Source organism: Acuticoccus sp. I52.16.1, assembly GCF_022865125.1.
GTDB lineage: Bacteria > Pseudomonadota > Alphaproteobacteria > Rhizobiales > Amorphaceae > Acuticoccus.
Genome location: NZ_CP094833.1, coordinates 73,714 through 97,478, shown reverse-complemented (window position 1 = coordinate 97,478; position 23,765 = coordinate 73,714). Strand labels below are relative to the sequence as shown.

Annotated in this window: 19 protein-coding genes; 13 read left to right on the top strand and 6 right to left on the bottom strand. The window is 72.7% G+C overall.

The window, feature by feature from the left end:
* The first annotated feature begins 147 nt into the window (after positions 1-147).
* On the top strand, positions 148-768 hold the full coding sequence (locus MRB58_RS24805) for a recombinase family protein (protein WP_244782394.1): 621 nt from the start codon (positions 148-150) through the stop codon (positions 766-768).
* A gap of 144 nt (positions 769-912) precedes the next feature.
* Positions 913-5,337, top strand: a complete 4,425-nt coding sequence (locus MRB58_RS24800; protein ID WP_244782393.1) for a hypothetical protein — start codon at positions 913-915, stop codon at positions 5,335-5,337.
* 54 nt (positions 5,338-5,391) lie between these two features.
* Here MRB58_RS24800 and MRB58_RS24795 read toward each other — a convergent pair whose 3' ends face one another.
* From MRB58_RS24795 to MRB58_RS24775, 5 genes are all read right to left on the bottom strand, one after another.
* Complete coding sequence (locus MRB58_RS24795; protein WP_244782392.1) at positions 5,392-6,162, bottom strand: cyclase family protein; 771 nt, start codon at positions 6,160-6,162, stop codon at positions 5,392-5,394.
* Positions 6,163-6,333: 171 nt separating this feature from the next.
* The gene (locus MRB58_RS24790; RefSeq protein WP_244782391.1) at positions 6,334-6,579 is read right to left on the bottom strand and encodes a WGR domain-containing protein; all 246 of its coding nucleotides are present in this window, start codon (positions 6,577-6,579) and stop codon (positions 6,334-6,336) included.
* Positions 6,580-6,776: 197 nt separating this feature from the next.
* Positions 6,777-7,043, bottom strand: coding sequence for a hypothetical protein (locus tag MRB58_RS24785; RefSeq protein ID WP_244782390.1), 267 nt, complete (start codon positions 7,041-7,043; stop codon positions 6,777-6,779).
* A gap of 173 nt (positions 7,044-7,216) precedes the next feature.
* Positions 7,217-8,575 (bottom strand): sialidase family protein, encoded by a 1,359-nt coding sequence (locus MRB58_RS24780; protein ID WP_244782389.1) that lies wholly within the window; start codon positions 8,573-8,575, stop codon positions 7,217-7,219.
* A 323-nt stretch (positions 8,576-8,898) separates the two neighbouring features.
* Positions 8,899-10,230, bottom strand: a complete 1,332-nt coding sequence (locus MRB58_RS24775) for a hypothetical protein (RefSeq protein ID WP_244782388.1) — start codon at positions 10,228-10,230, stop codon at positions 8,899-8,901.
* A gap of 1,082 nt (positions 10,231-11,312) precedes the next feature.
* Between MRB58_RS24775 and MRB58_RS24770 the strand changes: the two genes are divergently transcribed.
* From MRB58_RS24770 to rfbD, 3 genes are all read left to right on the top strand, one after another.
* Positions 11,313-12,392 (top strand): glycosyl hydrolase family 8, encoded by a 1,080-nt coding sequence (locus MRB58_RS24770; protein ID WP_244782387.1) that lies wholly within the window; start codon positions 11,313-11,315, stop codon positions 12,390-12,392.
* Between the two features lie 79 nt (positions 12,393-12,471).
* Positions 12,472-13,023, top strand: coding sequence for a dTDP-4-dehydrorhamnose 3,5-epimerase (gene rfbC, locus MRB58_RS24765; protein WP_244782386.1), 552 nt, complete (start codon positions 12,472-12,474; stop codon positions 13,021-13,023).
* Positions 13,024-13,033: 10 nt separating this feature from the next.
* Positions 13,034-13,930: a dTDP-4-dehydrorhamnose reductase gene (gene rfbD / locus MRB58_RS24760; RefSeq protein WP_244782385.1), complete on the top strand. Its 897-nt coding sequence runs from the start codon at positions 13,034-13,036 to the stop codon at positions 13,928-13,930.
* A 58-nt stretch (positions 13,931-13,988) separates the two neighbouring features.
* Here the strand turns inward: rfbD and rfbA are convergent, their stop codons facing one another.
* The gene (gene rfbA / locus MRB58_RS24755; RefSeq protein WP_244782384.1) at positions 13,989-14,855 is read right to left on the bottom strand and encodes a glucose-1-phosphate thymidylyltransferase RfbA; all 867 of its coding nucleotides are present in this window, start codon (positions 14,853-14,855) and stop codon (positions 13,989-13,991) included.
* Positions 14,856-15,262: 407 nt separating this feature from the next.
* Between rfbA and MRB58_RS24750 the strand changes: the two genes are divergently transcribed.
* The 8 genes from MRB58_RS24750 (at position 15,263) to MRB58_RS24715 (ending at position 23,700) form a co-directional block, all read left to right on the top strand.
* On the top strand, positions 15,263-16,129 hold the full coding sequence (locus MRB58_RS24750; RefSeq protein ID WP_244782383.1) for a calcium-binding protein: 867 nt from the start codon (positions 15,263-15,265) through the stop codon (positions 16,127-16,129).
* Positions 16,130-16,386: 257 nt separating this feature from the next.
* Positions 16,387-16,584, top strand: coding sequence for a hypothetical protein (locus MRB58_RS24745; RefSeq protein WP_244782382.1), 198 nt, complete (start codon positions 16,387-16,389; stop codon positions 16,582-16,584).
* A 231-nt stretch (positions 16,585-16,815) separates the two neighbouring features.
* Positions 16,816-17,814, top strand: a complete 999-nt coding sequence (locus MRB58_RS24740; RefSeq protein ID WP_371747326.1) for a tripartite tricarboxylate transporter substrate binding protein — start codon at positions 16,816-16,818, stop codon at positions 17,812-17,814.
* 167 nt (positions 17,815-17,981) lie between these two features.
* Positions 17,982-18,521 carry a tripartite tricarboxylate transporter TctB family protein gene (locus tag MRB58_RS24735; protein ID WP_244782380.1) on the top strand — a complete coding sequence of 180 codons (540 nt, stop codon included), beginning with the start codon at positions 17,982-17,984 and terminating at the stop codon, positions 18,519-18,521.
* Positions 18,522-18,525: 4 nt separating this feature from the next.
* Complete coding sequence (locus MRB58_RS24730; protein ID WP_244782379.1) at positions 18,526-20,013, top strand: tripartite tricarboxylate transporter permease; 1,488 nt, start codon at positions 18,526-18,528, stop codon at positions 20,011-20,013.
* 97 nt (positions 20,014-20,110) lie between these two features.
* The gene (locus tag MRB58_RS24725; protein WP_244782378.1) at positions 20,111-21,331 is read left to right on the top strand and encodes an MFS transporter; all 1,221 of its coding nucleotides are present in this window, start codon (positions 20,111-20,113) and stop codon (positions 21,329-21,331) included.
* A 145-nt stretch (positions 21,332-21,476) separates the two neighbouring features.
* Positions 21,477-22,217 (top strand): hypothetical protein, encoded by a 741-nt coding sequence (locus tag MRB58_RS24720; RefSeq protein ID WP_244782377.1) that lies wholly within the window; start codon positions 21,477-21,479, stop codon positions 22,215-22,217.
* A 289-nt stretch (positions 22,218-22,506) separates the two neighbouring features.
* A complete protein-coding gene (locus MRB58_RS24715) occupies positions 22,507-23,700 on the top strand; it encodes a polysaccharide pyruvyl transferase family protein (protein WP_244782376.1) in 1,194 nt (397 codons plus the stop codon).
* Positions 23,701-23,765: the final 65 nt, after the last annotated feature.

Here is a 23,765-nt window from a genome sequence, read left to right as displayed (position 1 = left end):
AAAAAGGTCACCCGAACCGGTTCGGTTCGGGTGTGCCTTTGGGGAACCGGGTGGCGGTTGGTTCAGAAATTGGTTCTTGACAGGTCAAACCGAACCGGACGAGGGTAGACCATATAAACCGTACCGCGAGACTCGCCGGGAGCGTCCATGGTCGTCCGCGCCTACCTCCGCGCCTCCACCGAGGACCAGAACGCCGAGCGCGCCCGGGCCGACCTCGAGGCCTTCACCGCCGAGCACGGTCTCCACATCACCTCCACCTACGTCGAGAACGAGAGCGGGGCCAAGCTCGCCCGGCCCGAGCTCTTCCGCCTGCTCGGCGACGCGCGTCCGGGCGACGTCCTCCTCATCGAGCAGGTCGACCGCCTCTCCCGCCTCACCACCGCCGACTGGCAGTCCCTGCGCAGCGAGATCGACCGGCGGCAGATCCGCGTCGTGGCGCTCGACCTGCCGACCAGCTGGACCCAGCTGAAGACGCGGCCGGACGACTTCACCGCGCGCATGTTCGCCGCCATCAACCAGATGATGCTCGACGTCCTCGCCGCCGTCGCCCGCAAGGACTACGAGGACCGCCGCCGCCGCCAGGCCCAGGGCCAGGCGCGGGCCAAGGCGGAGGGCCGCTACAAGGGCCGGCCCGAGAACGTCAAGCGCAACACCGCCATCGCCGAGATGCTGCGCCGCGGCGCGTCGTGGTCCCAGGTACAACACGCCACCGGCTGCTCGCGCGCCACCATCGCCAAGATCGCCAAGCGCATGAAGGCGGCGCCGTGAGCGCGCCGCGGCCGCCGCGCGGTCCGAACGGTTGATCTTGCCCGCGTGCGGGGACTATCGCGGGTGGCCCGGGAGGCGCCCGCCCCACCCCGGCGCACGATCGCGACCGGGCCGCCTGCCCTGACGAGGAGCTGAAGACCCCCCATGGCCACTGTGGCGCTCTATCCGGCCCTGACCTGCGAGGCGGATGCCCGGGACGTCGTCGCCCGCCTCGTCTGGCACGTCGCCCCCTTCGCGCCGGCGCTCGAGGCGATCTCCATCGTGGCGACGCTCGGCCCGCTGCAGCTCGCCGCACTGGCGCCGCCGGCGGCGATGGCCGCCGCCGCCGACCCCGCCGCGCTCGCCGGCCCGCTGGGCGAGACGCTCACCGTCTACCCCGCGCGCGGCATGGACGAGGCCGCCTGGACGCGGCTCCTCGCCGCCTGCGACATTCTTTATATATGGCGCACGCCACACGCCGGGACCGGGCCGTTCGCCGATCTCCCGGCGCTCGAGGCGGCCGTGCCCGCCGGCACCCGCATCGTCTTCGCCGACCCGTGGGTCACGCCGGGCGACACCGCGCGGCTCGCCGAGGTCGGCCTGGCGCTCGCCCCGCCCGCGGCCGGGGACGGCGCGGCCCGCCTCCGCGCCCTCGCCGCGCGCCTGGCACCGACGGCGCACCTCGTCGGCGCCGGCCCGTCGCTGGCCCAGCTCGTCCACTTCGATCTCGGCGCCCGAGACGTCGTCGCCAGCGGGGCGCTCGCCGCCGAGCCGGAACGCTTCGCCGCGCTGGCGCCGCGCTTCGTGTGCGCCGGGGACAGTGCGCTGCACGTCGGCCCGTCGGCCGCCGCGGCGGCGATGCGGGGGCACGTCAACGCCATGCTGGAGGCGGCGCCCGACGTCACGCTGGTGGTGCCGCTGCGCGACCTGCCGCTGCATCGCGCCGCGGTGCCGGCGGTCTGGCACGAGCGCATCGTCGGCGTGCCCTCGGACACCGACGCCACGGGGGCGGATCTGGCCGGGGCCTTCGCCCTGCCGCCGACCGACGACGGCCTCGCCTTCATGCTCGCCGTCGCCACCTCTCTTTATAAGAGCGTGACCGTCTCGGGATATGACGGGCTCGGGATGCCGGCGTCGCTCGCCGCCGGGATCCGCGCCGCCCATCCGGCCGCCGCGCGCCTCCCCGGCGAGGACGACGACCCGGCCGAAGCGGTCGCCGCGGCGGCCGAGGCGCGCGGCGTCGACATCACCGCGCTCACCGCATCGGAGCGGCCGGCGTTACGCCGGCGGGGGGCGGCGGCGCCGCTCGCTCCGGTGCGCCTCGCCGATCCGGACGCGCCGATCACGATCCTGTCGCTGGCACCGGAGCTCGTCGCCCCCTCGGGCCGCGCCTTCGCCGCGGCGCGAGCGCTGGCGGCGGCGGTCACCGCCCGCGGGGCGCACCTGCGCATCGCCGCCAGCCAGCACCTGGCGCGGGGCAGCCGGATGGACGACGAGCCGGCGGGCGAGAGGGAGGGCGACGAGAGGGAGAGCGGTGAGAGGGAGAGCGAGAGCGACGAGCTGGCGGGGGTCGTCCTCGACCCCGTGCTGTCGCGTGACAGCCGCACCCTCGGCGAGGCCGCCCGGCGCGATCCGGACGCGCTGCCGGAGCTGACGCGGCGCGTCGCACGGGAGTTCGGCCATGCGGTCGCCGCCGCGGCGGACGCGGCACCGGGGCCGCTCCTTCTCTATATGGCCGAGGGGAGCCTCGAGCACCTCGCCATCCTGCAGCGCCTGGCGCTCGACCGCGCGACGGTGCGGGTGTGCGTGAACCTTGCCACCCTGCGCACCGAGGACATCTGGGCGCGCGACTTCGCCGCCCGCCACGCCGAGGCGCTGGCCGCGCTGGCGGACGATCCGGCGATCCACGCCACGGTGCCGACGGACCACCAGCGCGAGGCGCTGCGGGCGCGCACCGGGCTCGACCTCCCCGTCGCGGCGCGGCCCAGCCCGTTCTTCGGCGACGCCGAGGTGGCGGCGATCGCCGCGGATCCGGCGCGGCCGCCGCGCACGGCGGGCGGCACGGAGGCGGCGACGCGCATCCTGCTGCCGGCTACGGGGGCCGACGAAGGCGCCGCGCGCGCGGCCGAGATCGGCGCGGCGCTGCGCGTCCTCTTCATGGACGAGCCGTTGACACTGGTCTTCGGGACCGACCCGCTGGCCGGCGGGGGCAGGGCCGACCCGCAGCCGGCCAAGGCGCTCGGCGCCTACGAGGTGCGCGCGGGCGGCCTCGCCGACGCGGCGCTGCGCGAGGAGCTGGCGGCCGCCGACGCCGTGGTGCTGCCGCTGCAGCCGCCCGCCTTCACCGACCGGCCGAGCGACCTCGCCGCCGCCGCGCTCTATGCGCGGGCCCCGATGGTGGCCGGCGCGGGGACCTGGCTCGGGGCCTTCGTCGCCGCGCACCGCAGCGGCCTCGTGGTGGACGCGGCCGACCCGCGGGCGATCGCGCAGGCGGCCGCGCAGCTGGCGCGCGCCAGTCGCGGGGGGACGATGGACCTGCGCTTCGGCATCGAGACCGCGCGCCGGGCCGCATCCTGGGCCGGCCTCGCCGAGACGCTGCTGGCCCTTGCGCCGCTGGCCAAAGGGGCCACCTGGCGCCGCGGCGAGGCGGCCCACGGCGAGGCGCTGCGCCCGGTCGCCCTGCCGCTCGTCACCGCGCCCGTGCCCGGCCCGATCAGCGCCGGCCCGACCTGCGCCGGCCGTTCTCCCGCCGGCGCATCGCTCGCCCAGGGGCCGGGCGGGCGACCCGGCGCGGGGGCACAGCTCGACTATGGCCGCCTGCTCGCGGCACTGCCCGGTCCCGCGGACGGGAGGCACGTGCTGTGGAGCGGCCCGCGCCACCCCCTCGCCGCCACGCCGCAGGAGGGCGCGCCGGGCGGCACGCTGATCGTCGCCGACCCTTATGTCCTCGCCGCGGTGCGGGGCGGGACGGGGGCGGGCTGGACCGCCACCGACGCCCGTCCGCTGGATCCCGAGGCGCGCGTCAGCCCGTTGACGGCGGCCACCGTCGCCGCGCTCGACGCGGCCGGGCCGCAGACCACCCATCTGCTGCTGGAGAGCTTCGAGGAGGGGCAGGCGCCGGCGCTGTGGCGGGCGCTGGCGCGGGCGCCGCGAGCGGGGGTCGTCGTGGGACTGGCGCGGCCGGCCTTCGCCTGGCCCGGCCGCGCCGCCGCCCATATCGCCGAGGAGCTGGAGCGGCTCGGCTTCGTCACCGCGCTGGTGGAGCGCTGGCCGTCGCGGGCCGGCGGCGAGGCCGCGGTGCGGCGGGCGACGCTCGGCCCGGTGTGGCCCTCGCAGCCCGGGGTGCCGTGCGACGTCGTCGCGGTGCGCCCAGGCGACACGGCGGCGCTGAAGGCGGCCTTCGGCGCGGCGCTGACGGTGCCGGACCGGGCTCTGCCGCCCGCCGCCGCGGCGGCAAGCGATGCTCCCGCGGCCGCCGACGCGGACGGACGCCTCGCCTTGAGCCCGGCGGCCACGCTCAAGGCGGTGCGCGACCCCGACACCGAGGGCTGGGCCCTGGCGAGCCTGGTCGCGGCGGGCCCGGCGGAGGACGAGTTCGTGCCGTTTGCCGAAGCGGAGGTCGCGGACAAGCGCGTCCACAGCGCCGGGGTGCGGGTCGAGGCCGAGGCGCCGCTGACGGTGAGCGTGGAGGTGCAGCCGCTGACGACGCGCTATCTGACGCTCGCCCTCGCCGACCCGAAGAACAGGCCGCTGGCGGCGGCGGTGTTCGACCTGGTGGAGGACGAGGTGATCTCGGTGACGCGCGACTCGCGCGTGGTGGCGGTGACGCCCCAGGCCGGCCTGGCACCGGTCGGCGAGGGCCCCGTGCGGCGGCTCTTCCTGTCGCTGGAGGACCTCGCTCCCATCGGCCTCGTCCAGGCGCAGGTGGTGCTGCGGCAGGACGCGTCGGGCTCGATCCACTATGTCGGCACGCCGCAGCGCCGGGTCGGGTTGCGCCATCTGGTGGTGGAGCGGCGCGCCGAGCCGAGCCGCCTGCCGCCGGAGGGGATCGCCCCGCCGCCGCCCCCGCCGAGCGCCGCCGACGACGCCGACGACGCCCCGAGGGACGGGACCGCCGAGACCGCCCCGAAGGTCGACGGGGAGACCGGCGGGGAGACCGCCCCCTCCGGCGCGGCGCCCGCGGGCCCGGCGAATGCCGAGCCGGCGGTGCCCTTTGCCGCCGACCTCCTGGCGCGCGAGGCGGGAACCGACCCGTCCTCGAGCTGGGTGACGGCGGGCGGAGCGGAGGTGGAGATGGGCGAGAAGGGCCTGGAATTCCGCCGCAACGGCGCTCCCTATCCGGGCCAGTTCATCACCCGCGTCGACGTCGGCGAGGCGGGGCCCCACGTGGTGATGTTCGACTTCGCCGCGGTGGAGCCGGAGGTGCACATCGTGCTCGGCGGCAAGGTGGTGGAGAGGGTCGGCGCGCCGGGCGAGGTCACCGTCGAGGTGGGCGTCACCGGAGACACCCTCGGCGTCGAGCTGAGGGCGGCCAACTCCCACCTCGGCCGCTTCGTGCTGCGCCGGCTGATCGTGGCGGCGACCGCCTGACCCGAGCGCGCCCGGCCCGGCGGCTGTCCGCGCCGCAGCCGCACCCGCCGCGCCTCAATCCTCGAAGATGGCGACGGCGCGGGTGAAGCCGGCCGAGGCGCCTTTGATCTTGAAGGGGAAGCAGGCGACCTTGAAGCCCGAGGCGGGGAGCGTCTCCAGGTTGGCCAGCTTCTCCATGTGGCAGTAGCCGGTCGTCATCGAGGCGCGGTGCCCCTCCCAGATGATCGAAGGGTCGCGCGTGACCTCCCAGCGGCGCGCCGTGTGGACGAAGGGCGCGTCCCAGGACCAGGCGTCGGTGCCGGTGACGCGCACGCCCTGGTCGAGGAGCCACAAGGTCGCCTCCCGGCCGATGCCGCAGCCGGCGGCGAGGTAGTCGGCCTCGCCGTAGCGGGCGCCGGCGGCGGTGTTGACGAGGACGATCTCCAGCGGCGCCAGGGTGTGGCCGAGGGCGGCGAACTCGGCCTCCATCTCGGCGGCGGTGAGGACGTGGCCGTCGGCATAGTGGCGCAGGTCCAGCTTGACCGCCGGCGCGAAGCACCACTCGAGGGGGACCTCGTCGATGGTGATGGCGCGCTCGCCGCCGTTCATCGTCGAGTGGTGATGGTAGGGCGCATCGAGGTGGGTGCCGTTGTGGGTCGAGACGGTGAGCCGCTCGACGGCCCAGCCCTCACCGCCGGGGAGGTCGTCCGCGGTCAGGCCGGGGAAGGCGGCCGCCATCTGCCCCACGCTGTCCTCGTGGGCGACGTACTCGATCCCGGGCAGCATCATGGGGGGATCGGAGGGGATCCCGGTTTCGAGCGCGTTGGAGATATCGACGATCCGCATGGGCTTTCTCCCGTTTCGAGGGAGCCTAAAGCGCTTTTGCGTCGCTCGGGATCAACCCGCGTCCGCGCGGGGCCGGAATCGACCCGCGTCCATGCGGGACCGGAATCGACGCGCCTTCGCGCGGGGTCGGAAATCGGCGCGGCGCGAGTTGTCAGCTGACAACCGCGTGCGTCAGTCGCAATAGCCGCGGCGTTGCTTGGCGCGGGTGAGGCTGCCCAGCGCGTCGATCGCCTGGCCGGCGGTCGCGTAGCGGTCGGTGCGCACGCGGCCGGCCGAGCCCAGCCGCCCCCACTCGCGCACCAGCGCCCATTCCCCGAACAGCGTCGGCTGGACCGACAGCGTGTAGAACCGCCGCTTGTTGCGCATCGGGTCGATGCAACGCAGCCTCACATTGGTCGGGAAGAGATCGAGCTGCATGATCGCCAACGCACTCCAACATCGCGGCAACGCGAGGTGAGGCGCAGGAGAATAACCGGTCGCCTCGAAAAGATTGAGGCGCTCCGGCCCGTCATCCACGGGTCATGCACGGGCCCTTGCAGGCCATGGGAGCTCCGCCCGGGGCCGGGCCGCCCGGGCGCGCCTTTCGCAGACGGCGCCCCCGGGCGGGCGGAGCCTCAGACGAGGCCGACGATGCCCGTCGCCGTGGTGCCGCTGGCCCGCACGCGGCTCGTCGTCACCGGCAGGACCATGCTGCCGGTGAGGCCGGCGAAGGTCACCGTCGAGCCGCCCGCCGTGACGAGGCTCACGTCGCCGGCGTTGCCGACATAGATGGCCCGCACGGTCTGGGTCAGGTCGGTGTCGTCGTCCGGAGTGATGGGAAAAGCGTCGACCGCGGGCGCGGTGACGCTCTGCGAGTACGTCTGGAACGGATTGTCGGCCATCAGCGCGCCTCCTGCAGCAGCATGTCGATCATGGGTCGGTCCCCTCAAGTGAGCCGGCCCTGTTCTACAGCCGCGGCGGGGGGGCGGGGACAACTTCACCCCGTTCCCCTGTCGAGCCTCGGCGCCCGCCTCGTCCCGCTCGCCGCGTCCCGCCCGCCTCACCGGTGCCGGCGTCAGAGCGCGGCGAGGTCGTCGGCAGAGAGGTTGTGGGCAGAGAGGTTGTGGGCAGAGAGGTTGTGGGCAGGAAGATCATGGGCGGCGAGGTGCACGGCGTCGGCCTCGGTGTCGAGCACGAAGGTGTAGAGGCTCGTCCAGCCGTCGCGGCCGGGGATGTTCACCTGCACCTCGACGAGCAGCTCGTCGTCGAACTGTTCCGGCGCCTCGAAGCGGACCAGCGGCAGGTCGTCGAACTGCAGCAGCGTCGGCTCCAGGCGCAGCCAGCGCGGCACCTGCAGCACCGCCTCCTCGCTCCAGGTCTCGCCGCCGTCCTCGCTCTCCAGCACCACGAGCCGCCCCGGATGGTCGTGGTCGTCGTAGACGAGGTGGAGGCTGCCGTCGGACCCGGCGCTCAGCTGCACGTTCGTCGTCTTGCCGGTGATCGGCGCGGGCGTCTCCGGCTCGCTCCACGCCCCGGTCGCGCCCTCGTAGCGCATGACGCTGAGCGTCTCGCTCGCGTCGACGCTCGCGGCGTAGATGTCGTCGCCGATCGTGGTGGTGCTGAAGTGGCTGGCGTAGCGGCCGACCGCGCCGGTCTCGTTCACCGTCTCGCCGGACCAGGTGTCGGTGCCCGGATCGTAGGTGAGGAAGGTCATCGCCTCGGCGGTGGCGGCGAGGACGGCGAACCCGTCCGGCGTGGACAGGACGCGGAAGGAACCGGCCGCCACGCCGGGAAAATCGGTCTCGGCCTTCTCCCAGGTGGCGCCGCCGTCCTCGGACCAGGCGAACACCAGGCCGAGCCCGTCGTCCCCCTCGACGTTGTAGGCGACGGCGATGGTGCCCTCCGCGTCCATCGCGACGGTCGGGTTGGTCGTCGTGTTGTCGATGCCTGCGTGCGTCACCTCGGAGGCGATGTCGCGCGTCCAGCCGCCGTCGGCGAGGTCGTAGTCGTAGGTGCCGTAGAGGACCTTGCCGGCCTTGGTGGTGGTGACCACCAGCAGGCGGTCCTCTCCCTCCACGAGGCGAATGTCGGAGGAGGAGCCGCGGGTGTTGGGGATGCGCGCCGTGACGTCCCAGGTCCTGCCGTCGTCGTCGCTCGACAGCAGCGTCAGGCCGCGGCCGCGGTGCAGATTGACGAGCGTGTGCAAGTGCCCGTCGGAGGTTTCGACCACGTGGTCCTGCATGCGCGAGACGATGAGCTTGGGCGCATCGGGCACGAAGGCCTTCCACAGGAGGCCCTGGTGCAGGACGGGGCTGGCGTCGCCCTGCGCGACGGCGAAGCGTGCGGGGGCGGGGTCGGGGGAATCGAACGCGGGCCGGTCGAAAGCGGAGTGGGCGAAAACGGAGTGGTCGCGAAACCGGGAAAAGAGCGGCATGGGGTGCCTCCAGATAAAAACGTCGAAATCGAGCGGATGCGCCGAAAAAAGCGGGCGCGATCCGGGGCCGAGGCCCGACCGACAGGCCCGCAGGCCCGCAGGCCCGCAGGCCGGGTCCGGCCCGTGGACCCTCGCGGGGTCCTGGCCGGGGCTGCGCGTGCGGCTCCCCGGGCCGTTCCGTGTGCGCCTCGCCCAGGACGAGGCGCACACGACGTCTCTGCGCCGGGCCCGCCTGTGCGGACCGGCTCGTCTGCGTCAGACGGCGATCGAGTTCATGGCGATCGAGTTGGGGCGCCCGCGGGCGCCGGGCGCGCGTGCCGCCGCTAGGCGAGCGGCGACACGTCGTCGTGGTGCTGGCTGAAAGCCGCGCGCAGGCCGGAGAAGTCGGCCCCGCTGTCCCCGCTGAAGAAGGGACCGGAGAACGCGCGCCCGCCGCTCGCCGCCGCCACGGCCGGGGCGGACGACGAGGAGGGATCGGTGTCGACGACGAAATGATAGAGGCCGTTGGGGCCCTTGAAGCCGTCGAGCCCAGGGAAATAGAATTGCGAGACGACGAGCAACTCGTCGTCGAAATGTTCCGGGGTCTCGAACCAGCGCACCGGCGCCTGCTCGTAGAGCCGCGGCACGTCGAGCACCGCCTCTGGCACCCAGGTGTCGCCCTCGTCGATGCTCTTGATGACCACCAGCGTGCCGTCGTCGTAGTCGTCGTAGGTGAGGTAGATGTTGCCGTCGGTGTCGGCGCTCATCTGCACCGAGCTGACCTTGTCGCCGACGGTGCTGGGCGGGGTCACCCCGTCGCTCCAGGTCTTCGTCGCGCCGTCATAGTGCAGGAAGGTGATGCGGTTGTCGGCCGAGACCGAGGCGAGGAAGATGTCGTCGCCGACCGTCGTCGTCGAGAAGTGGGTCGCGTAGAGGCCGACCGGCCCGTTGTCGGCGATCTTCTCGTAGACCCACTCGTTGTTTTCGAGCGTCACCCAGAAGATCTCGTTCTTGCTGGCGTAGATGCCGCCGAAGCCGTCCGGCGTCGCCATCACCCGCAGCGCCCCGGTCTGCGCCGTCGGGTCGAGGCCGCTGACCTTGACCCAGTTCTCCCCGTCCTGGCTGCCGGCGAGGACGCCGCGCACGCCCCGGTCGGTCGACATGTTGTAGGCGACGAGGAGATTGCCCGTCCCGCCTTCCACGATGGTGGGGTTGGTGGTGTCGGCATCGATGCCGAAGCTGGTGACCTCGGAGGTCTCCTCCACGCTCCAGGCGCCGTTCCGGGCATTGTAGTCGAGGCCGACGTAGGTGATGCCCTTGGTGTCGTTGGAGTAGACGACGAGCAGCTTGTCGCCGTCGTCGGTGAGGCGGATGTCGGAGGAGGTGCGCAGCGCCGCGTCGTCGAACTGGGCCGCGATCGTCCATGTCTTGGCGTTGTCGGTGCTGCTCAGCAGCGTCAGCCCCCGGTTGGGGCCGAGGTTGAGCATCATGTGCAGGTGGCCGTCGTCGGTCTCGACGATGTGGTCCTGCATGCGCGAGACGAGCATCTTGGGCGCCTGCTCGGTCGCGGCCGCGCGGATCACGCCCTGGCTGACGATGTCGCCTTCGCTGGCCGACCTCGCCTCCCGCGCCTCGCTGAGCGAACCCCTGGTGTTGGCGCGGAAAAAGCGGGGCATCCAAGGTCTCCGAAGATCGATGTCATGGCGGCGGGCCCTCGTCCTCGCGGCCGTCGCCCCCACGCCTCCTGCCGCTATGTCATAGGTCGTGTTGCCGTACCAGTGAAATTAATCGGCGGATGAACAGCGCCCCATCACAATTCGGTTAGTCCGATCCTTCGGCCATGCACGACATCGTGTGAGTCGTGAGGATGTCGCCATGGTTTCCCGCAGAAGGCGAGCCCACTCATCTTCAGAGTGTGGCACGGACTCCTGACCGGCCCGCGCCGAGATCTTCCGCCCCCGTCGTCCGGGGCCGCGCTCGTACCAGCCGCGCGAGCGGCGCGCACCAGGCCACTCCCGACCGCCGCGCGCCACCTCTCGAGGTGAAGTGCGGCTCGCCCTCGACGAGGGGCGACCACACGAAGACCCCCCCCCCCCCGGCGGCGTCACCACGTGTCACCACGACAGCTCGGTCGACGAGGATCGGGTCGAGCGACCCTCCGACGCCCCGCCCGGTGAAAAAAGTCGTTCAGGTTCGCATCGTCGCCGCGCCACGCGTCCCCGAAATTGCCGATGGGCTATGCACGTTCTGCGTGTGCTCGGCTCGGCCGGGCTCCTTTGGGCCGATGCAACCGCGCGCCCCTGCCACCGCCGGCGACCACCTCCGCCCCGCGCGAAACAAGTCGAAGGCCTTGCTTTCGCCTCTTTTGCGGGGCCACCCCGAGCAACAATGCATCAAATCAGACAATTTCCTGATCCAATTCACGATTCGCGAGAAGAAGCCGTGCGCGAAATGCATGACTGCTGCCCGAACGCCCCGATCACCTCGGACGCGAACGGGCGGGGTCTTGCCGGCGCCCCCGCTCAGCCTGCGTCGCGCCCGTTCGACTTATTTCCAAACTCGGAGTTTTTATTGCCTTATTCACGAAAATGTTGATAGCTGGCAGTACAATTTATCCGAGAGTGTATCGGGAGATCGGCGGCGCTCGGGGCGGCGATCCGTCCCGGACGGCGTGATCCGGGTCGGGGCGGCGAGCGGCCGCCGGCAGACGGTTCGAGGGCTCGGCGTTCGCCGGGAGAATGGCGTGCGAGGAGAAACGATGCGCATCCTGTTGGCGGTGGTGGCGATCGCCGCACTGTGCGCCGCGCCGGCGCGGTCGATGCAGCTCAACCAGTCCTACATGCCCTATCTGGGCCAGCTCGCCCCGGCCGAGCAGCGCTGGTTCTCCGCCGCCTTCGAGATCTACCGCCAAGCCTTCATCAAGCCGGACGGACGGGTGTTCGACCCGCAGAACGGCGGCATCACCCACTCCGAGAGCCAGGGCTACGGCATGATGCTGGCCCTGCTGGGCAGCGACCGGACGACCTTCGACCAGATCTGGCGCTTCGCCAAGACCAAGATGCAGCGGGCCGACAAGCTGTTCGCCTGGAAGTGGGTGCCCGGCCGCGGCATCGCCGACCGCAACAACGCTACCGACGGCGAGATCCTGATCGCGACGGCGCTGGGGCTGGCCGGCATGCGCTGGGACAACGCCGAATACCTCGCCGAGGCGACGGCGATCGCCGAGGCGGTCGGCAAGAAGCTGGTGATCGAGTATGGCGGCTTCACCGTGCTGTTGCCGGGCGAGTGGGCCGCCCCCTCGCGCCACGAGCCGAACGCGACGCTGAACCTCAGCTACTACATCCCCATGACCCTGCCGATCATGGAGGCGCTGGCGCCCGACTATGCGTGGGAGGCGGTGCTCGAGGACGGGCAGCGCCTGCTCGACGCGCTGATCCACCCGCCGTCCGACTGGTCGACCCTCAACGAATACGGCGAGCCGGTGCCGGCCAGCGGCTTCCCGCGCCGCTTCAGCTACGACGCGGTGCGCATCCCGCTCTACCTGCTGCAGTTCGGTCAGACGAACGACCACGTCACCCGGTACCTGATGGGCATCTGGGCCGACGACGACAACCGCGACATCTACCCCTTCGACGTCTACACGCTGGGCCGCAAGGACAAGTTCTGGGGCAAGTCCTACCTCTTCACCTACGAGCTGATGCACTGCCTCGAATACGACGAGCCGGTCGCCTACGACTCGGTCGAGATGAAGATGACGAACTACTTCGACACCAGCCTGCACCTGATGGCGATCGCGGCGATGTACGCCAACTATCCGGAGTGCTTCCCCAAGTCCTGACGGCCCGGGCGCGCCGCGTTTACGCCGCCGTGCGCGATGCCCTATAGGGGGCCTGACGCGCGCGACGAAGGGCCCTCCCGTGGACGTGACTCCTCTCAAGATTCCCGACGTCGTCCTCCTGACGCCGAGGCGCTTCGAAGACGACCGCGGCTGGTTCCAGGAAACCTGGAACGCCCGCACCCTGGAGCGAGCCGGCATCGCCCTCGACTTCGTGCAGGACAACCAGAGCCTGTCGCGCCGGGCGGGCACGGTGCGGGGCCTGCATTTGCAGGTGGCGCCCCACGCGCAGGCCAAGCTGGTGCGGGTGCTGGTCGGCGCGGTGATCGACGTCGCGGTCGACCTGCGCGCCGGCTCGCCGACCTACGGCGAATGGGTCTCGGCCGAGCTCAGCGCCCGCAACGGGGCACAGCTCCTCGTCCCGCGCGGCTTCGCGCACGGCTTCCGCACCCTCGTCGACGACACCGAGGTCGCCTACAAGGTGGACGGCTTCTACGACCGGGACAGCGAGCGCGGCATCCGCTTCGACGACCCGGCGCTGGGGATCGACTGGGGCGGGGCGGGCGACATCGTGCTGTCGCAGAAGGACGCGGCGCTGCCGGCCTTCGAAGACCTCGGCCCGGTCGCGTTCTAGGCCGCGCGGCATGAAGATCCTCGTCATCGGCCGCTCCGGCCAGGTCGCCCGCGCTCTGGTGGAACGCGCTCGGGTGGAACGCGCTCGGGTGGGACATGCCGGGCCGGACGACGTCGTCGCGCTCGGCCGCCCCGAGGCCGACCTCACCCGGCCCGAGAGCCTCGCCCGCGCGCTCGAGCGGACCGCGCCGGAGGTCGTCGTCAACGCCGCCGCCTACACCGCCGTCGACGCCGCCGAGAGCGACGAGGCCGCCGCGGCCGCGCTCAACGCCGAGGGCCCCGGCGCGCTGGCGGCGCTGTGCGCGGCCGCGGCCGTCCCGCTGATCCACATCTCGACCGACTACGTCTTCGACGGCACCCTGGAGCGCCCCTACCGCGAGGACGACCCGCTCGCCCCCGCGAGCGCCTACGGCCGCACCAAGGCGGCCGGCGAGGCGGCGGTGCGGGCGGCCGGCGGACGCCACCTGATCGCGCGCACGGCCTGGGTCTACTCGCCCTACGGCAAGAACTTCGTGAAGACGATGCTGCGCCTGGGGGCCGAGCGGGACCGGCTGACCGTGGTGAACGACCAGCACGGCAACCCGACGAGCGCGCTCGACATCGCCGACACGCTGCTGGCGCTCGCCCACCGGCACGCGGCGTGGCCGGCGGGCGGCGAGGTCGTCCACGTGGCCGGCCGGGGCGACACGACCTGGCGCGACTTCGCGGCGGCGATCGTGGCCTCCCTCCCCGCCCCGCCCCGGGTCGCCGGCATTCCGACGTCGCAGTACCCGACCCCGGCGCGGCGCCCGGCGAACTCGCGCCTCGACACGGCCCGCCTCGCCACGCGCTACGGCCTGACGCTGCCGGACTGGCCGACCTCGCTGCGGGTGGTCCTCGACCGCCTGGCCGCCGACCCGGACGGCTGAGGCCGGGGCCGGGGCCGGGGCCGGGGCCGGGGCCGGGCCTCGGCCGCCGGGCGCGGGGTCAGCCCTCCAGGAGACCCAGCAGGTAGGCGCCGTAGCCGCTCTTCTTCTGCGCTTCGCCCAGCGCCACGAGCGCCTCGTCCGACAGCCACCCCTGCCGCCAGGCGATCTCCTCGGGGCAGGCGATCCTGAGCCCCTGCCGCTGCTCCAGCGCACGGATGAAGAGCGCCGCGTCGACCAGGCTGTCGTGCGTGCCGGTGTCGAACCAGGCGTAGCCGCGGCCCATGGTCTGCGCGGTGAGGGCGCGGCGGTCGAGGTAGACCTGGTTCACGTCCGTGATCTCGAGCTCGCCGCGCGCCGACGGCGTCACGTCGGCGGCGATGTCGAGCACGTCGTTGTCGTAGAAATAGAGCCCGGTGACGGCGTAGCTGGAAGGGGCGACGGCGGGCTTTTCCAGGATGCGCACCGGGGTGCCGGCCTTGTCGAACTCGAGGACGCCGTAGCGCTCCGGGTCCTTGACATAATAGGCGAAGACCGTGGCCCCGTTCGGGCGCGCGGCGGCCTCCTTCAGCATCTCCTCGAGGCCATGGCCGTAGTAGATGTTGTCGCCCAGGACGAGGGCGACGCTGTCGGTCCCGACGAACTCGCGGCCGATGAGAAAGGCCTGCGCCAGCCCCTCGGGCCGCGGCTGCTGGGCGAAGGCGATGTTGATCCCCCACTGGCTGCCGTCGCCGAGCATCCGCTCGAACAGCGGCGCGTCCTGGGGGGTGGTGATGATCAGGATGTCGCGGATCCCGGCCAGCATCAGCGTGCTGACGGGATAGTAGATCATCGGCTTGTCGTAGACCGGCAGCAGCTGCTTGGAGATGACGTGGGTGACCGGATAGAGCCGCGTGCCCGAGCCGCCGGCCAGAACGATGCCTTTCATGCGCCGATCGTCTCGCGTCGGCCTCGGGGCTCACGGGTCACGGCGGTCTCCTCCTGCTGGCGTGCGCTCGGATGGGCATTGGCAGGGCCGGCGCGCTTGCGCAAGCGCGGGCGGCTCGCGCGGCCCGGCACCCGGTTGCCCCCGTCCCCTCGCCCCGTCCCCTCGCCCCGTCTCGTCCTCCGGTCCTCGCTCTCCGGTCCTCCCCTACCGTCCTCGCCCTACCGTCCTCGCCCGTGTGTCCTCGCCCGCGCCGCTCAATGGGCGCAGATCACGCTTTGCGCCGGCCCCGTCCGCTTTTTCCTCCCCGGCGTGCATTGCGTGATGTGCGTCACACCCGCCGCGCCTCCTCCCCGCCACATTCGGGACACCGACGAGGCCAGACGAAAACAAGCAGGAAGGACGCCGCGATGACCTCCATCTTCTCCGCCTACACCGCTCTCTTCTCCGGCACCGACGGCGGCGACGCGGCGGTCTTCAACGCCTACGTCGACGCGGCGAACGGCGAGGGTGGCCAGGACGTGTTCACGCTGAACAACGGCGGCGGCACCATCACCATGGGCGCCGGCAACGACGCGCTCTTCGTCAACGGCGGGTCGGTCAACTCGGTCGACATGGGCACCGGCAACGACACCGTCTTCATGAACGACGGCGCCACCGCGGGCACCATGGACCTGGGCGAGGGCGTCAACCTCTTCTCCGGCGGCAACGGTGGCTACATCGGCACCCTGTTCGGCGGCGCCGACACCGACAACGTCACGCTGGGCAACGGCGCCGGCACGGTCGACCTGGGCGAGGGCGACAACCAGCTGTTCGCGCACGGCTATGTCGGCTCGGTCACCACCGGCTCGGGCATCGACAACGTCCAGCTCCACGACGGCGGCGGCACGATCGACCTGGGCGCCGGGGACGACATCTTCCGCGCCTCGGGCTACGTCGGCGAGGCCTATGGCGGCGCGGGCGACGACACGTTCGAGATGTCCGCCGGCGGCGACTTCTGCGGCGGCGAAGGGGACGACACCTTCGCCTTCGACGGCACGCGGATGGCCGCCACCACCGAGATCTGGGGCAGCACCGGCTCCGACACCGTCAACATCGAGGTCGACGCCATCGCCGACTTCGACGACGGCCGGTTCGCCACCGACATGGCCGCCTACGCCACGACCGGCGAGGCCACCCTGTCGCAGTTCAACCTGACCATCCACGACGTCGAGACGGTCAACGTCGTCGCCGACGGGGTCGTCATCGAGACCTACGACTTCGGCCTGTTCGCCTGATCGGGCCCTCCCGCCCGGCCTCGACCCCCGAGGACCGGCGCGGGGAGGCCCACCTCGAGCGGGCCCCGGCCGGGGCGCGCCGTCGGGCCCATGCCGATCTCGCATGGAACGGGGAAGCCGGGGGAGCCGGCTCACCCGCCGACATCCGCGCCGCCGGCGATATCCGAAAACGGAACGCCGGACGCCTTCGCCCATCCCGTCTTTGCCGCCAGTCCTGCCGCGCACGGCGCGCGGGCAGGTCACGAGGAGGACTGAACATGCAATCCGATCGCTTCGAACGGACCCTCCACATGGTCCGCCGCCCGCAGAAGTCCGCGGTGATCGACGTGACCGACACGGCCCACATCATGCGCCTGTGGCTGCTGGACCACGGCTACGACGCCGCGCCGGAGCACGTGATCGCGATGACCAAGCTGGTGCTGGAGCGGGAGGCCCTCCCGCCGGTCGAGGCCTGAGCCGGGGGGCCGGGAGGCGCGGGACGACCGCCCTGCGGGCCCTTCGCCTCCGCGCGTCGACGCCGGCTCGCGGCCGGCCTCGCGCTCCACCGCCGGGGCGCGGCGCCGGGCGGGGGCCGTGACGCCTTCCCATCGAGGCCCGGCGCGGTTTATGCGTGGGCCATGCGGCCTCGGCGGTCCGTCCCTGCGGGGCGGCCGGCACGACAAGAGGGCCGACCAGGGAGGACGATGATGATCAAGATCACGGGCGCGCTGGCGCTCAGCATGGCGCTCGGGCTGTCCGGCGCGGCGATGGCGCAGGATTTCCCCGAGCGCGAGCTTCTGGGCGTCGTGATGTGGGGCGCGGGCGGGGCGACCGACACCGTGGCCCGGGCGGTGAACCCGGCCGCCGAGGAGGCGCTCGGCAAGCCGATCGTGGTGCTCAACAAGTCCGGCGGCGCGGGGGCGATCTCGACCGCCTACGTCAACGCCGCGCCGGCCGACGGCTACACCTTCCTCTACGGCGCGGAGAACCCGCAGCTGCACCCGGTCATGGGCGTGTCCCCGCTCGACTATTCGCACTTCACGCCGATCAACATCCTGGGCCGGGGCGTGGCGGTGATCGTGGTGCCGGAGGGGTCGGACTACGACACCATGGAGGCGCTGCTTCAGGACATCGCGGCGCGTCCGGGCGAGGTGAAGATGGGCTCGACCGGGCCGGGCGGGCTCCCGTCCACGGTCGGCGCGCTGATCGCCAACGCGGCCGACTTCGAGGTCACGGCCATTCCGTTCGACGGCGAGGGGCCGGGGCTGACGGCGATGCTGGGCGGCGAGGTCGACTTCATGCCGTCGGGCATCTCGGCGGCGGCCGAGCAGATCAAGGCGGGCAAGATGCGGGCGCTCGCCGTGGTCGACACCGCGCCGGTCGACCAGCTCGAGGGCGTGCCGGCGATCACCGACGCGCTGCCCGACATGGCGACCTACCTGCCGTGGGGCCCGTTCTACGGCGTCTTCGTGAAGAACGGGACGCCGGACGACGTCGTCGCGACGCTCACCGAGGCGTTCGCCACCGCCGCCGAGGACGCCGACTTCCAGACGCTGATGGAGAACCGCGGCAACGTGGTGATGTCGATCTCGGGCGATGAGGCGCGGCAGTTCCTCGACCAGTGGCAGAAGGTGACGGCCTACGCGCTGAAGGACACGGGCGCGGCGAAGGTCGACCCGGAGACGCTGGGCATCGCGCGCCCGTAACGGAACGGAGGGGAGGCGCGCCCGCTCGCCCCTCCTCTCCATCCTTTCCGCTCATACCCCGACCCGAGGCGGTCCCGTTTCGGCACCACGGCACGGCGGTGCCTTTCGCCTGTTCCTCGGTGAGTCCCGAGCCCTCGCGGCCGTCCCAGCCGAAAAGGCCGTCCCGCATGACCGAGCCCAGCCCCACCCCCTCCCCCGCCGAGAGGACCGCGCACGAAAGGCCCCTCGTGCGGCCGGGCGAGCGCTGGTTCCTCCTGGCGCTGACGGTCTTCTCGGCCGCGGCGCTGTGGCGCTCGTTCGCGATCTCGGGCTTCTCGTCGGCCTCGGGGCCGGGGGTCTTCCCGATGCTGGCCTCGGGGACGATGCTGGTGACGTCGCTCGGCCTGACGCTGTCGCGCCTGCGGGCAGCGGGCGAGGGGCCGCGCGGCCTGCGGGGGCTCGCCTTCGTGCTGGCGCCGCGCACGGCGCTGTTCCTGGTGCTGATGCTGGGCTTCGTCGTCCTCATCCCGCGGCTCGGCTTCATGGTGGCGGCGGGGGCCTTCCTGTTGGCCGCGATCTCCCTCAACTGGCGGCGCGGCGGCTGGGCGCGGCGCCTTCTGGCCTCGGCTTCGGTGACGGGGGTGACGCTGGCCCTGGTGTGGCTGGTCTTCCGCCTCGCCTTCCAGGTGGTGCTGCCGACCGGCACGCTGTGGCGCACGGTGTTCTGAGCCGATGGACGCCCTCGCCCCCCTTCTCGCCGCCGTCCTCGCGCCCTGGACCGACCCGTGGACCCTGGCGCTCGTCGCGCTCGGCACCTTCGCCGGCATCTACGTGGGCGCCATTCCGGGGCTCTCGGTGACGATGGCGACCTCGATCCTCATCTCCTTCACCCATGCGTGGGACGTGCACGCGGCGCTGGCGCTGATCGCGGGGGTCTACGTGGGCGGCGTCTACGGCGGCTCGCGCACGGCGATCCTCCTCAACATTCCGGGCGCGCCGTCGGCCGTCGCCACCGCGCTCGACGGCTACCCGCTGGCCCAGCGGGGCGAGGCGGGGGCCGCCATCGGCCTCACCACGGTGATGAGCGTCGTCGGCGGGCTGATCGGCGTGGTGGCGCTGGCGGCCTTCGCGCCGCCGATCTCGGCCTTCGCGATCCTCTTCCAGTCGCGCGACTACCTGCTCCTGGGGCTGATCGGCATCCTGCTGGTCGGCTCGCTGTCGGGCGACTTCACGCGCGGCGCGTTCGCCGGGGCGCTGGGGGTCCTCATCGGCATGGTCGGGCTCGACCCGATGACGGCCGAGGGGCGCTTCACCTTCGGCACCATCCACCTGATGGGCGGCATCCACTACGTGGTGGCGATGATCGGCTTCTTCGGCGTCGCCGAGGCGCTGATGCAGCTGCGCGACGTCGACGTGCCGGCGGTGAAGCAGAACGTCGCCAAGATCGTGCCGGCGTGGCGCGACGTGCGGCGCTATCTGGGCCTCGCGATCCGCTCGTCGGGCATCGGCACGCTGATCGGCGCGCTGCCGGGGACGGGCGGAGACATCGCCGCGCTGCTCGCCTACGATCAGGCCAAGCGCACGGTGAAGAACCCCGAGGTGCCGTTCGGCGAGGGCGCCAAGGAGGGGCTCGTGGCGCCCGAGGCGGCCAACAACGCGGCCATCGGCGGCGCCTTCATCCCGATGCTGACGCTCGGCATTCCGGGCGACGCGGTGACGGCGGTGATCATCGGCGCGCTCTTCATCCACGGGCTGAAGCCGGGGCCGCTGCTGATCGCCGAGACGCCGGACCTCTTCCACTTCATCGTCGGCGCGCTGGTGCTCGCCAACGCTTTCCTCCTCCTGTTCGGCCTCACCGGGGTGCGCGTCTTCGCCAAGGTGATCGAGTGCCCCAAGGCGATCCTGGTGCCGGTGATCGTCGTGTTGTCGGCGGTCGGCGCCTACGCCATCCAGAACAACCCGGTCGACATCGTCTGGATGCTGGGCTTCGGGGTGATGGGCTATGCGATGAAGCTCTACGGCTTTCCCGTCGCGCCGGTCATCCTGGGGGTGATCCTGGGGCCGATGATGGACGCCAACTACCGCCGCGCGATGATCGGTGCGCGCGGCGACCCGCTGACCTTCCTGTGGGATTTCGTCTCGCACCCGATCTCGCTGGGGCTGACGATGGCCTTCCTGCTGATGCTGGGGCTGCAGCTGCGACCGGCGCGCAAGGCGTGACCCGGACGCGGCGGGCGGCGACGGCGGCGGGGCGGAACGGGGCGGGCGAGGCCGGGCGGCGCGGGCGGGCCGTGCCGCGGGCCGGATACCGCCTTCCATGACCACGCGCAGGCTCTACTCCATCACCCTCCTCATCCTGTGCCAGGTGCTGGCGGTGACCTTGTGGTTCTCGGCCAGCTCGGCCGCCGCGACGCTCATCGAGGCCGGGGCGATCACCCGGCGCGAGGCCGGGCTCCTCACCGGGGCGGTGCAGCTCGGCTTCGTCGCCGGCACGCTCGTCAGCGCCTGGTACGGCCTCGCCGACCGGATCGACCCGCGCCGGCTCTTCGCCGCCGCAGCGGCGACGGGGGCGCTCGCCAACCTCCTGATCCTGTGGTCCGGGTTCGACGGCGCGGCGACGCTCCTGCTGCGCTTCGTCACCGGGGCGGCCCTGGCGGGGATCTACCCGGTCGGGATGAAGCTCGCCGCCGGATGGGCCCAGCGCGGCGTCGGCCTCCTCATCGGGACCCTCGTGGGCGCCGTCACCGTCGGCTCGGCGCTGCCGCATCTCGTCATCGCCCTGTCCGGGCTCGACTGGCGCGTCACCATCTGCGCCTCGTCCGCGGCGGCGGGCCTCGCCGCCGTCCTGATCCTCACGGTCGGCCTCGGCCCGCGCCACGCCACCAGCGCGCGCTTCGTGCCCGGCGAGGCGCTCACCGCGCTGCGCCGGCCGGCCCTGCTCCTCGCCAACGCCGGCTATCTCGGCCACATGTTCGAGCTCTACGCGATGTGGGCCTGGATCGGGGTCTTCCTCGGCTGGGGTCTCGCCGAAGCGGGCTGGGGGGCGGGCGAAGGCGGGCGCGCCATCCCCTCGGCGAGCCTCCTGACCTTCCTCGTCATCGCCTCGGGCGGGATCGGCTGCGTCGTCGCCGGCGCGGCGGCCGACCGCATCGGCCGCACCACGGTGACGATGGCGGCGATGACGGTGTCGGGCCTGTGCGCGGCGACGATCGGCTTCACGCCGGCGCTCGGCCCCGCGGTGCTGATCGCGCTCGCCATCGTGTGGGGCGTCACCATCGTCGCCGATTCGGCCCAGTTCTCCGCCGCGATCGCCGAGCTCGCCGAGCCGCGCCTCGTCGGCACCATGCTGACCTTGCAGACCTCGCTCGGCTTCCTCCTCACCTTCGCGACGATCCAGGCGATGCCCTTCCTGATCGAGACGCTGACCTGGCGCTACGCCTTCATGATCCTGGCGATCGGCCCGGCGCTCGGCACCCTGGCGATGTGGCGCCTGCGCCGCGAGCCGGAGAGCCTGAAGATCGCCGGCGGCCGCCGCTGAACCCGCCGGCCCGCCGCCGACGCGCTGCCCGGTTGTCGCCAGCTCCCGCTTGGGGCATGGCTTGCCGCCGGCGCGGCCCGCCCCGGCAAGATCCGGGGCGGCCGGCCGGCGCCGACGAGCCGAGATCCGAAGGACGGTGAGAGAGTTGGAAGAAGCATCAGGCGCGCCCTCGCCCGCCGCCCCCCCGCGCCTCTACGTGTGCACCCATCACCGCTGCGGCACCGTGCTCCTGCGCAACATCTTCACCCGCTACACCAAGTTCGCCGACGCGCGCTTCTTCAAGGGCAACCCCAAGGACGCCCCCGCCGAGGCCGGCATCGTCCAGGACGCGCATTCGCGCAGCCCCATCGCCAAGGCCGGCGCCGGGCTGCACATCTTCCGCGACCCGTTCGACCTCCTGCTGTCCCACATCCGCTACCACGAGACGACCCGGAGCCCGACCGAGCCGCCCAACGCCTTCATCCTGGACGACGGGCGCACCTACGGGGAGCACCTGCGCGAGCAGCCCACCCTCTCCGACAAGGCCCTCTTCGAGATCGACCACGTCTTCGGCCGCACGCTGAAGAGCATGGTCGCCTGGGACTACGCCAACCCCGCCTTCAAGAACTACCCGCTCGACATCTTCCTCGACGCCGACAACGCCGCCCCCGTCGCCGCGGAGCTGGCGCACGCCTTCCCCGTCCTCGACCGCGAGACGCTGACGGGCGCCATCCGCCACTTCATCGTCAACGCCCCGCACATCCGCGCCAAGCACGGCACCCGCACCGAAGGCGAGCGCGCCGTCGAGCTCTTCTCCCCGGCCGTGGTCGAGCGCGTCCACGCCGAGTTCCCCGGCGTCGCCGACGTCCAGCAGCGCCTCGCCGCGGCGCTGACGCCGCGATCCTGAGGCGGTCCCGAGGAACCCCCGCCGAAGGGGACCCACCCGGAACGGGCTCGGGCCGGGATGGGCCGGGGGTGGTGAAGGGGGTGGTGAAGGGGAAGCAAAATCAGAGATTGCGACGCGCGCGGCGGCGCGGCGGGCTTGTGGCCCCCGGCCGCCGGCCGCTACAGCCTCCCTCGCACCACGCTTGCACCACGCGACGGACGGGAGACGCCGTGACCTTCACCCCCTCATCGACCCCGCATCGAGACGAGCGGGCCCGCGCGATGACGGTCCCTCCCCCGGACGCCCGCCGATGAGCGTGCGGAACGGCGACCATCTCGCCTTCCTCGGCTCGCCCGGTGCCATCGCCGAGGCCGAGACGCTGTCGCTCGAGGCCCTGCTCGCGCGGCTCGGCGCCAACTCCGGCAACCTGATGTTCCAGCGCGCCGCCCCCCGCCTCTTCGCCCACCCGGCGCGCCACCTCACCACCCTCTCCGGTCCCGAGGCCGAGGCGACCCTCGCCGGGGCCAAGGCGCTGGTCCTTCCCATGGCCAACCACCTGCGCCTCGGGACCGACTGGACGGGCCTCGCCGCCCGCCTCGCGCAGCTCGACGTGCCGATCGTCGTCCTCGGCCTCGGCGCCCAGGCGCCGTCCGCCGAAGGCGAAGCGGCGACCATCGCCGCCCTCGAGAAGGACCCCTCCGTCGGCGCGCTCGCCGCGGCGCTGCGCGAAAAGGCGGTGCTCGTCACCGTGCGCGGCCCGTTCTCGCAGCGGGTGTGCGAGGCGCTCGGCCTCACCGGCACGCTGCCGCTCGGCTGCCCCTCGCTGTTCCTCGAGCCGCGCGCCGAACTCGGCCGCTCGATCGCCTGGCGCCTCGGCAAGGCGCGCGAGAAGGGCGAGGCGGCCCGTATCGCGCTCGCCGCCGCCGCCCCCTTCGAGATCATGCGGGACGAGGCGAAATGCGCCGCCGAGCGCGTGCTCTTCGCCGCGATGGTGCGCGGCGACGGGCTCTACGTGCAGCAGTCCGGCGGCACCGCCGCGGCGGCGATGGCCAAAGGCGTCTTCGCCGAGGTCTCGCTCGCCGCCACCCTCTCCATCCGCCGCATCCTGGCGCCCGACATGAGCCTCGACGCCTTCGTCGAGCTGATGCGCCGGCGCGGCCGCCTGTTCAGCGACGCGGGGCGCTGGATCGACGCGGTGAAGCCGTTCGACGCCGTCCTCGGCACCCGCCTGCACGGTGCCATGGCGGCGCTCGCCGCCGGCATCCCCGGCATCGTCGTCACGCACGACGCGCGGACCGCCGAGCTCGTCGACACCATGGCGCTGCCGACCCTGACGCTCGGCGAGGTGATCGAGACGCCGCGCCTCGAGGACCTCTTCGCCCGCACCCGCTTCGACGCGGACGCCTTCGACGCCGGCCGCCGACGCATCGCCGCCGGGCTCGTCGACGCCTTCGCCCGCGTCGGCCTCGTCGCGGCCGACGACGTCGCCGCGCTCGGGCGTTGACCTCGCGGGGCGTCTATGACGATTTGGGGCCCGACGCGGGGCCGCTCGGACCCCGCCGCACGGCA

Excerpts from the sequence above, each read along its gene's own strand:
- MRB58_RS24790 (WP_244782391.1), bottom strand. The coding sequence starts at position 6,579 with ATGCAGCTCGATCTCTTCCCGACCAATGTGAGGCTGCGTTGCATCGAC.
- MRB58_RS24795 (WP_244782392.1), bottom strand. The coding sequence starts at position 6,162 with ATGCGGATCGTCGATATCTCCAACGCGCTCGAAACCGGGATCCCCTCC.
- MRB58_RS24745 (WP_244782382.1), top strand. The coding sequence starts at position 16,387 with ATGCAATCCGATCGCTTCGAACGGACCCTCCACATGGTCCGCCGCCCG.
- MRB58_RS24735 (WP_244782380.1), top strand. The coding sequence starts at position 17,982 with ATGACCGAGCCCAGCCCCACCCCCTCCCCCGCCGAGAGGACCGCGCAC.
- rfbD (WP_244782385.1), top strand. The coding sequence starts at position 13,034 with ATGAAGATCCTCGTCATCGGCCGCTCCGGCCAGGTCGCCCGCGCTCTG.
- MRB58_RS24785 (WP_244782390.1), bottom strand. The coding sequence starts at position 7,043 with ATGGCCGACAATCCGTTCCAGACGTACTCGCAGAGCGTCACCGCGCCC.
- MRB58_RS24725 (WP_244782378.1), top strand. The coding sequence starts at position 20,111 with ATGACCACGCGCAGGCTCTACTCCATCACCCTCCTCATCCTGTGCCAG.
- MRB58_RS24740 (WP_371747326.1), top strand. The coding sequence starts at position 16,816 with ATGATCAAGATCACGGGCGCGCTGGCGCTCAGCATGGCGCTCGGGCTG.
- MRB58_RS24805 (WP_244782394.1), top strand. The coding sequence starts at position 148 with ATGGTCGTCCGCGCCTACCTCCGCGCCTCCACCGAGGACCAGAACGCC.
- MRB58_RS24800 (WP_244782393.1), top strand. The coding sequence starts at position 913 with ATGGCCACTGTGGCGCTCTATCCGGCCCTGACCTGCGAGGCGGATGCC.
- rfbA (WP_244782384.1), bottom strand. The coding sequence starts at position 14,855 with ATGAAAGGCATCGTTCTGGCCGGCGGCTCGGGCACGCGGCTCTATCCG.
- MRB58_RS24775 (WP_244782388.1), bottom strand. The coding sequence starts at position 10,230 with ATGCCCCGCTTTTTCCGCGCCAACACCAGGGGTTCGCTCAGCGAGGCG.
- MRB58_RS24750 (WP_244782383.1), top strand. The coding sequence starts at position 15,263 with ATGACCTCCATCTTCTCCGCCTACACCGCTCTCTTCTCCGGCACCGAC.
- MRB58_RS24730 (WP_244782379.1), top strand. The coding sequence starts at position 18,526 with ATGGACGCCCTCGCCCCCCTTCTCGCCGCCGTCCTCGCGCCCTGGACC.
- MRB58_RS24770 (WP_244782387.1), top strand. The coding sequence starts at position 11,313 with ATGCGCATCCTGTTGGCGGTGGTGGCGATCGCCGCACTGTGCGCCGCG.
- MRB58_RS24715 (WP_244782376.1), top strand. The coding sequence starts at position 22,507 with ATGAGCGTGCGGAACGGCGACCATCTCGCCTTCCTCGGCTCGCCCGGT.
- MRB58_RS24780 (WP_244782389.1), bottom strand. The coding sequence starts at position 8,575 with ATGCCGCTCTTTTCCCGGTTTCGCGACCACTCCGTTTTCGCCCACTCC.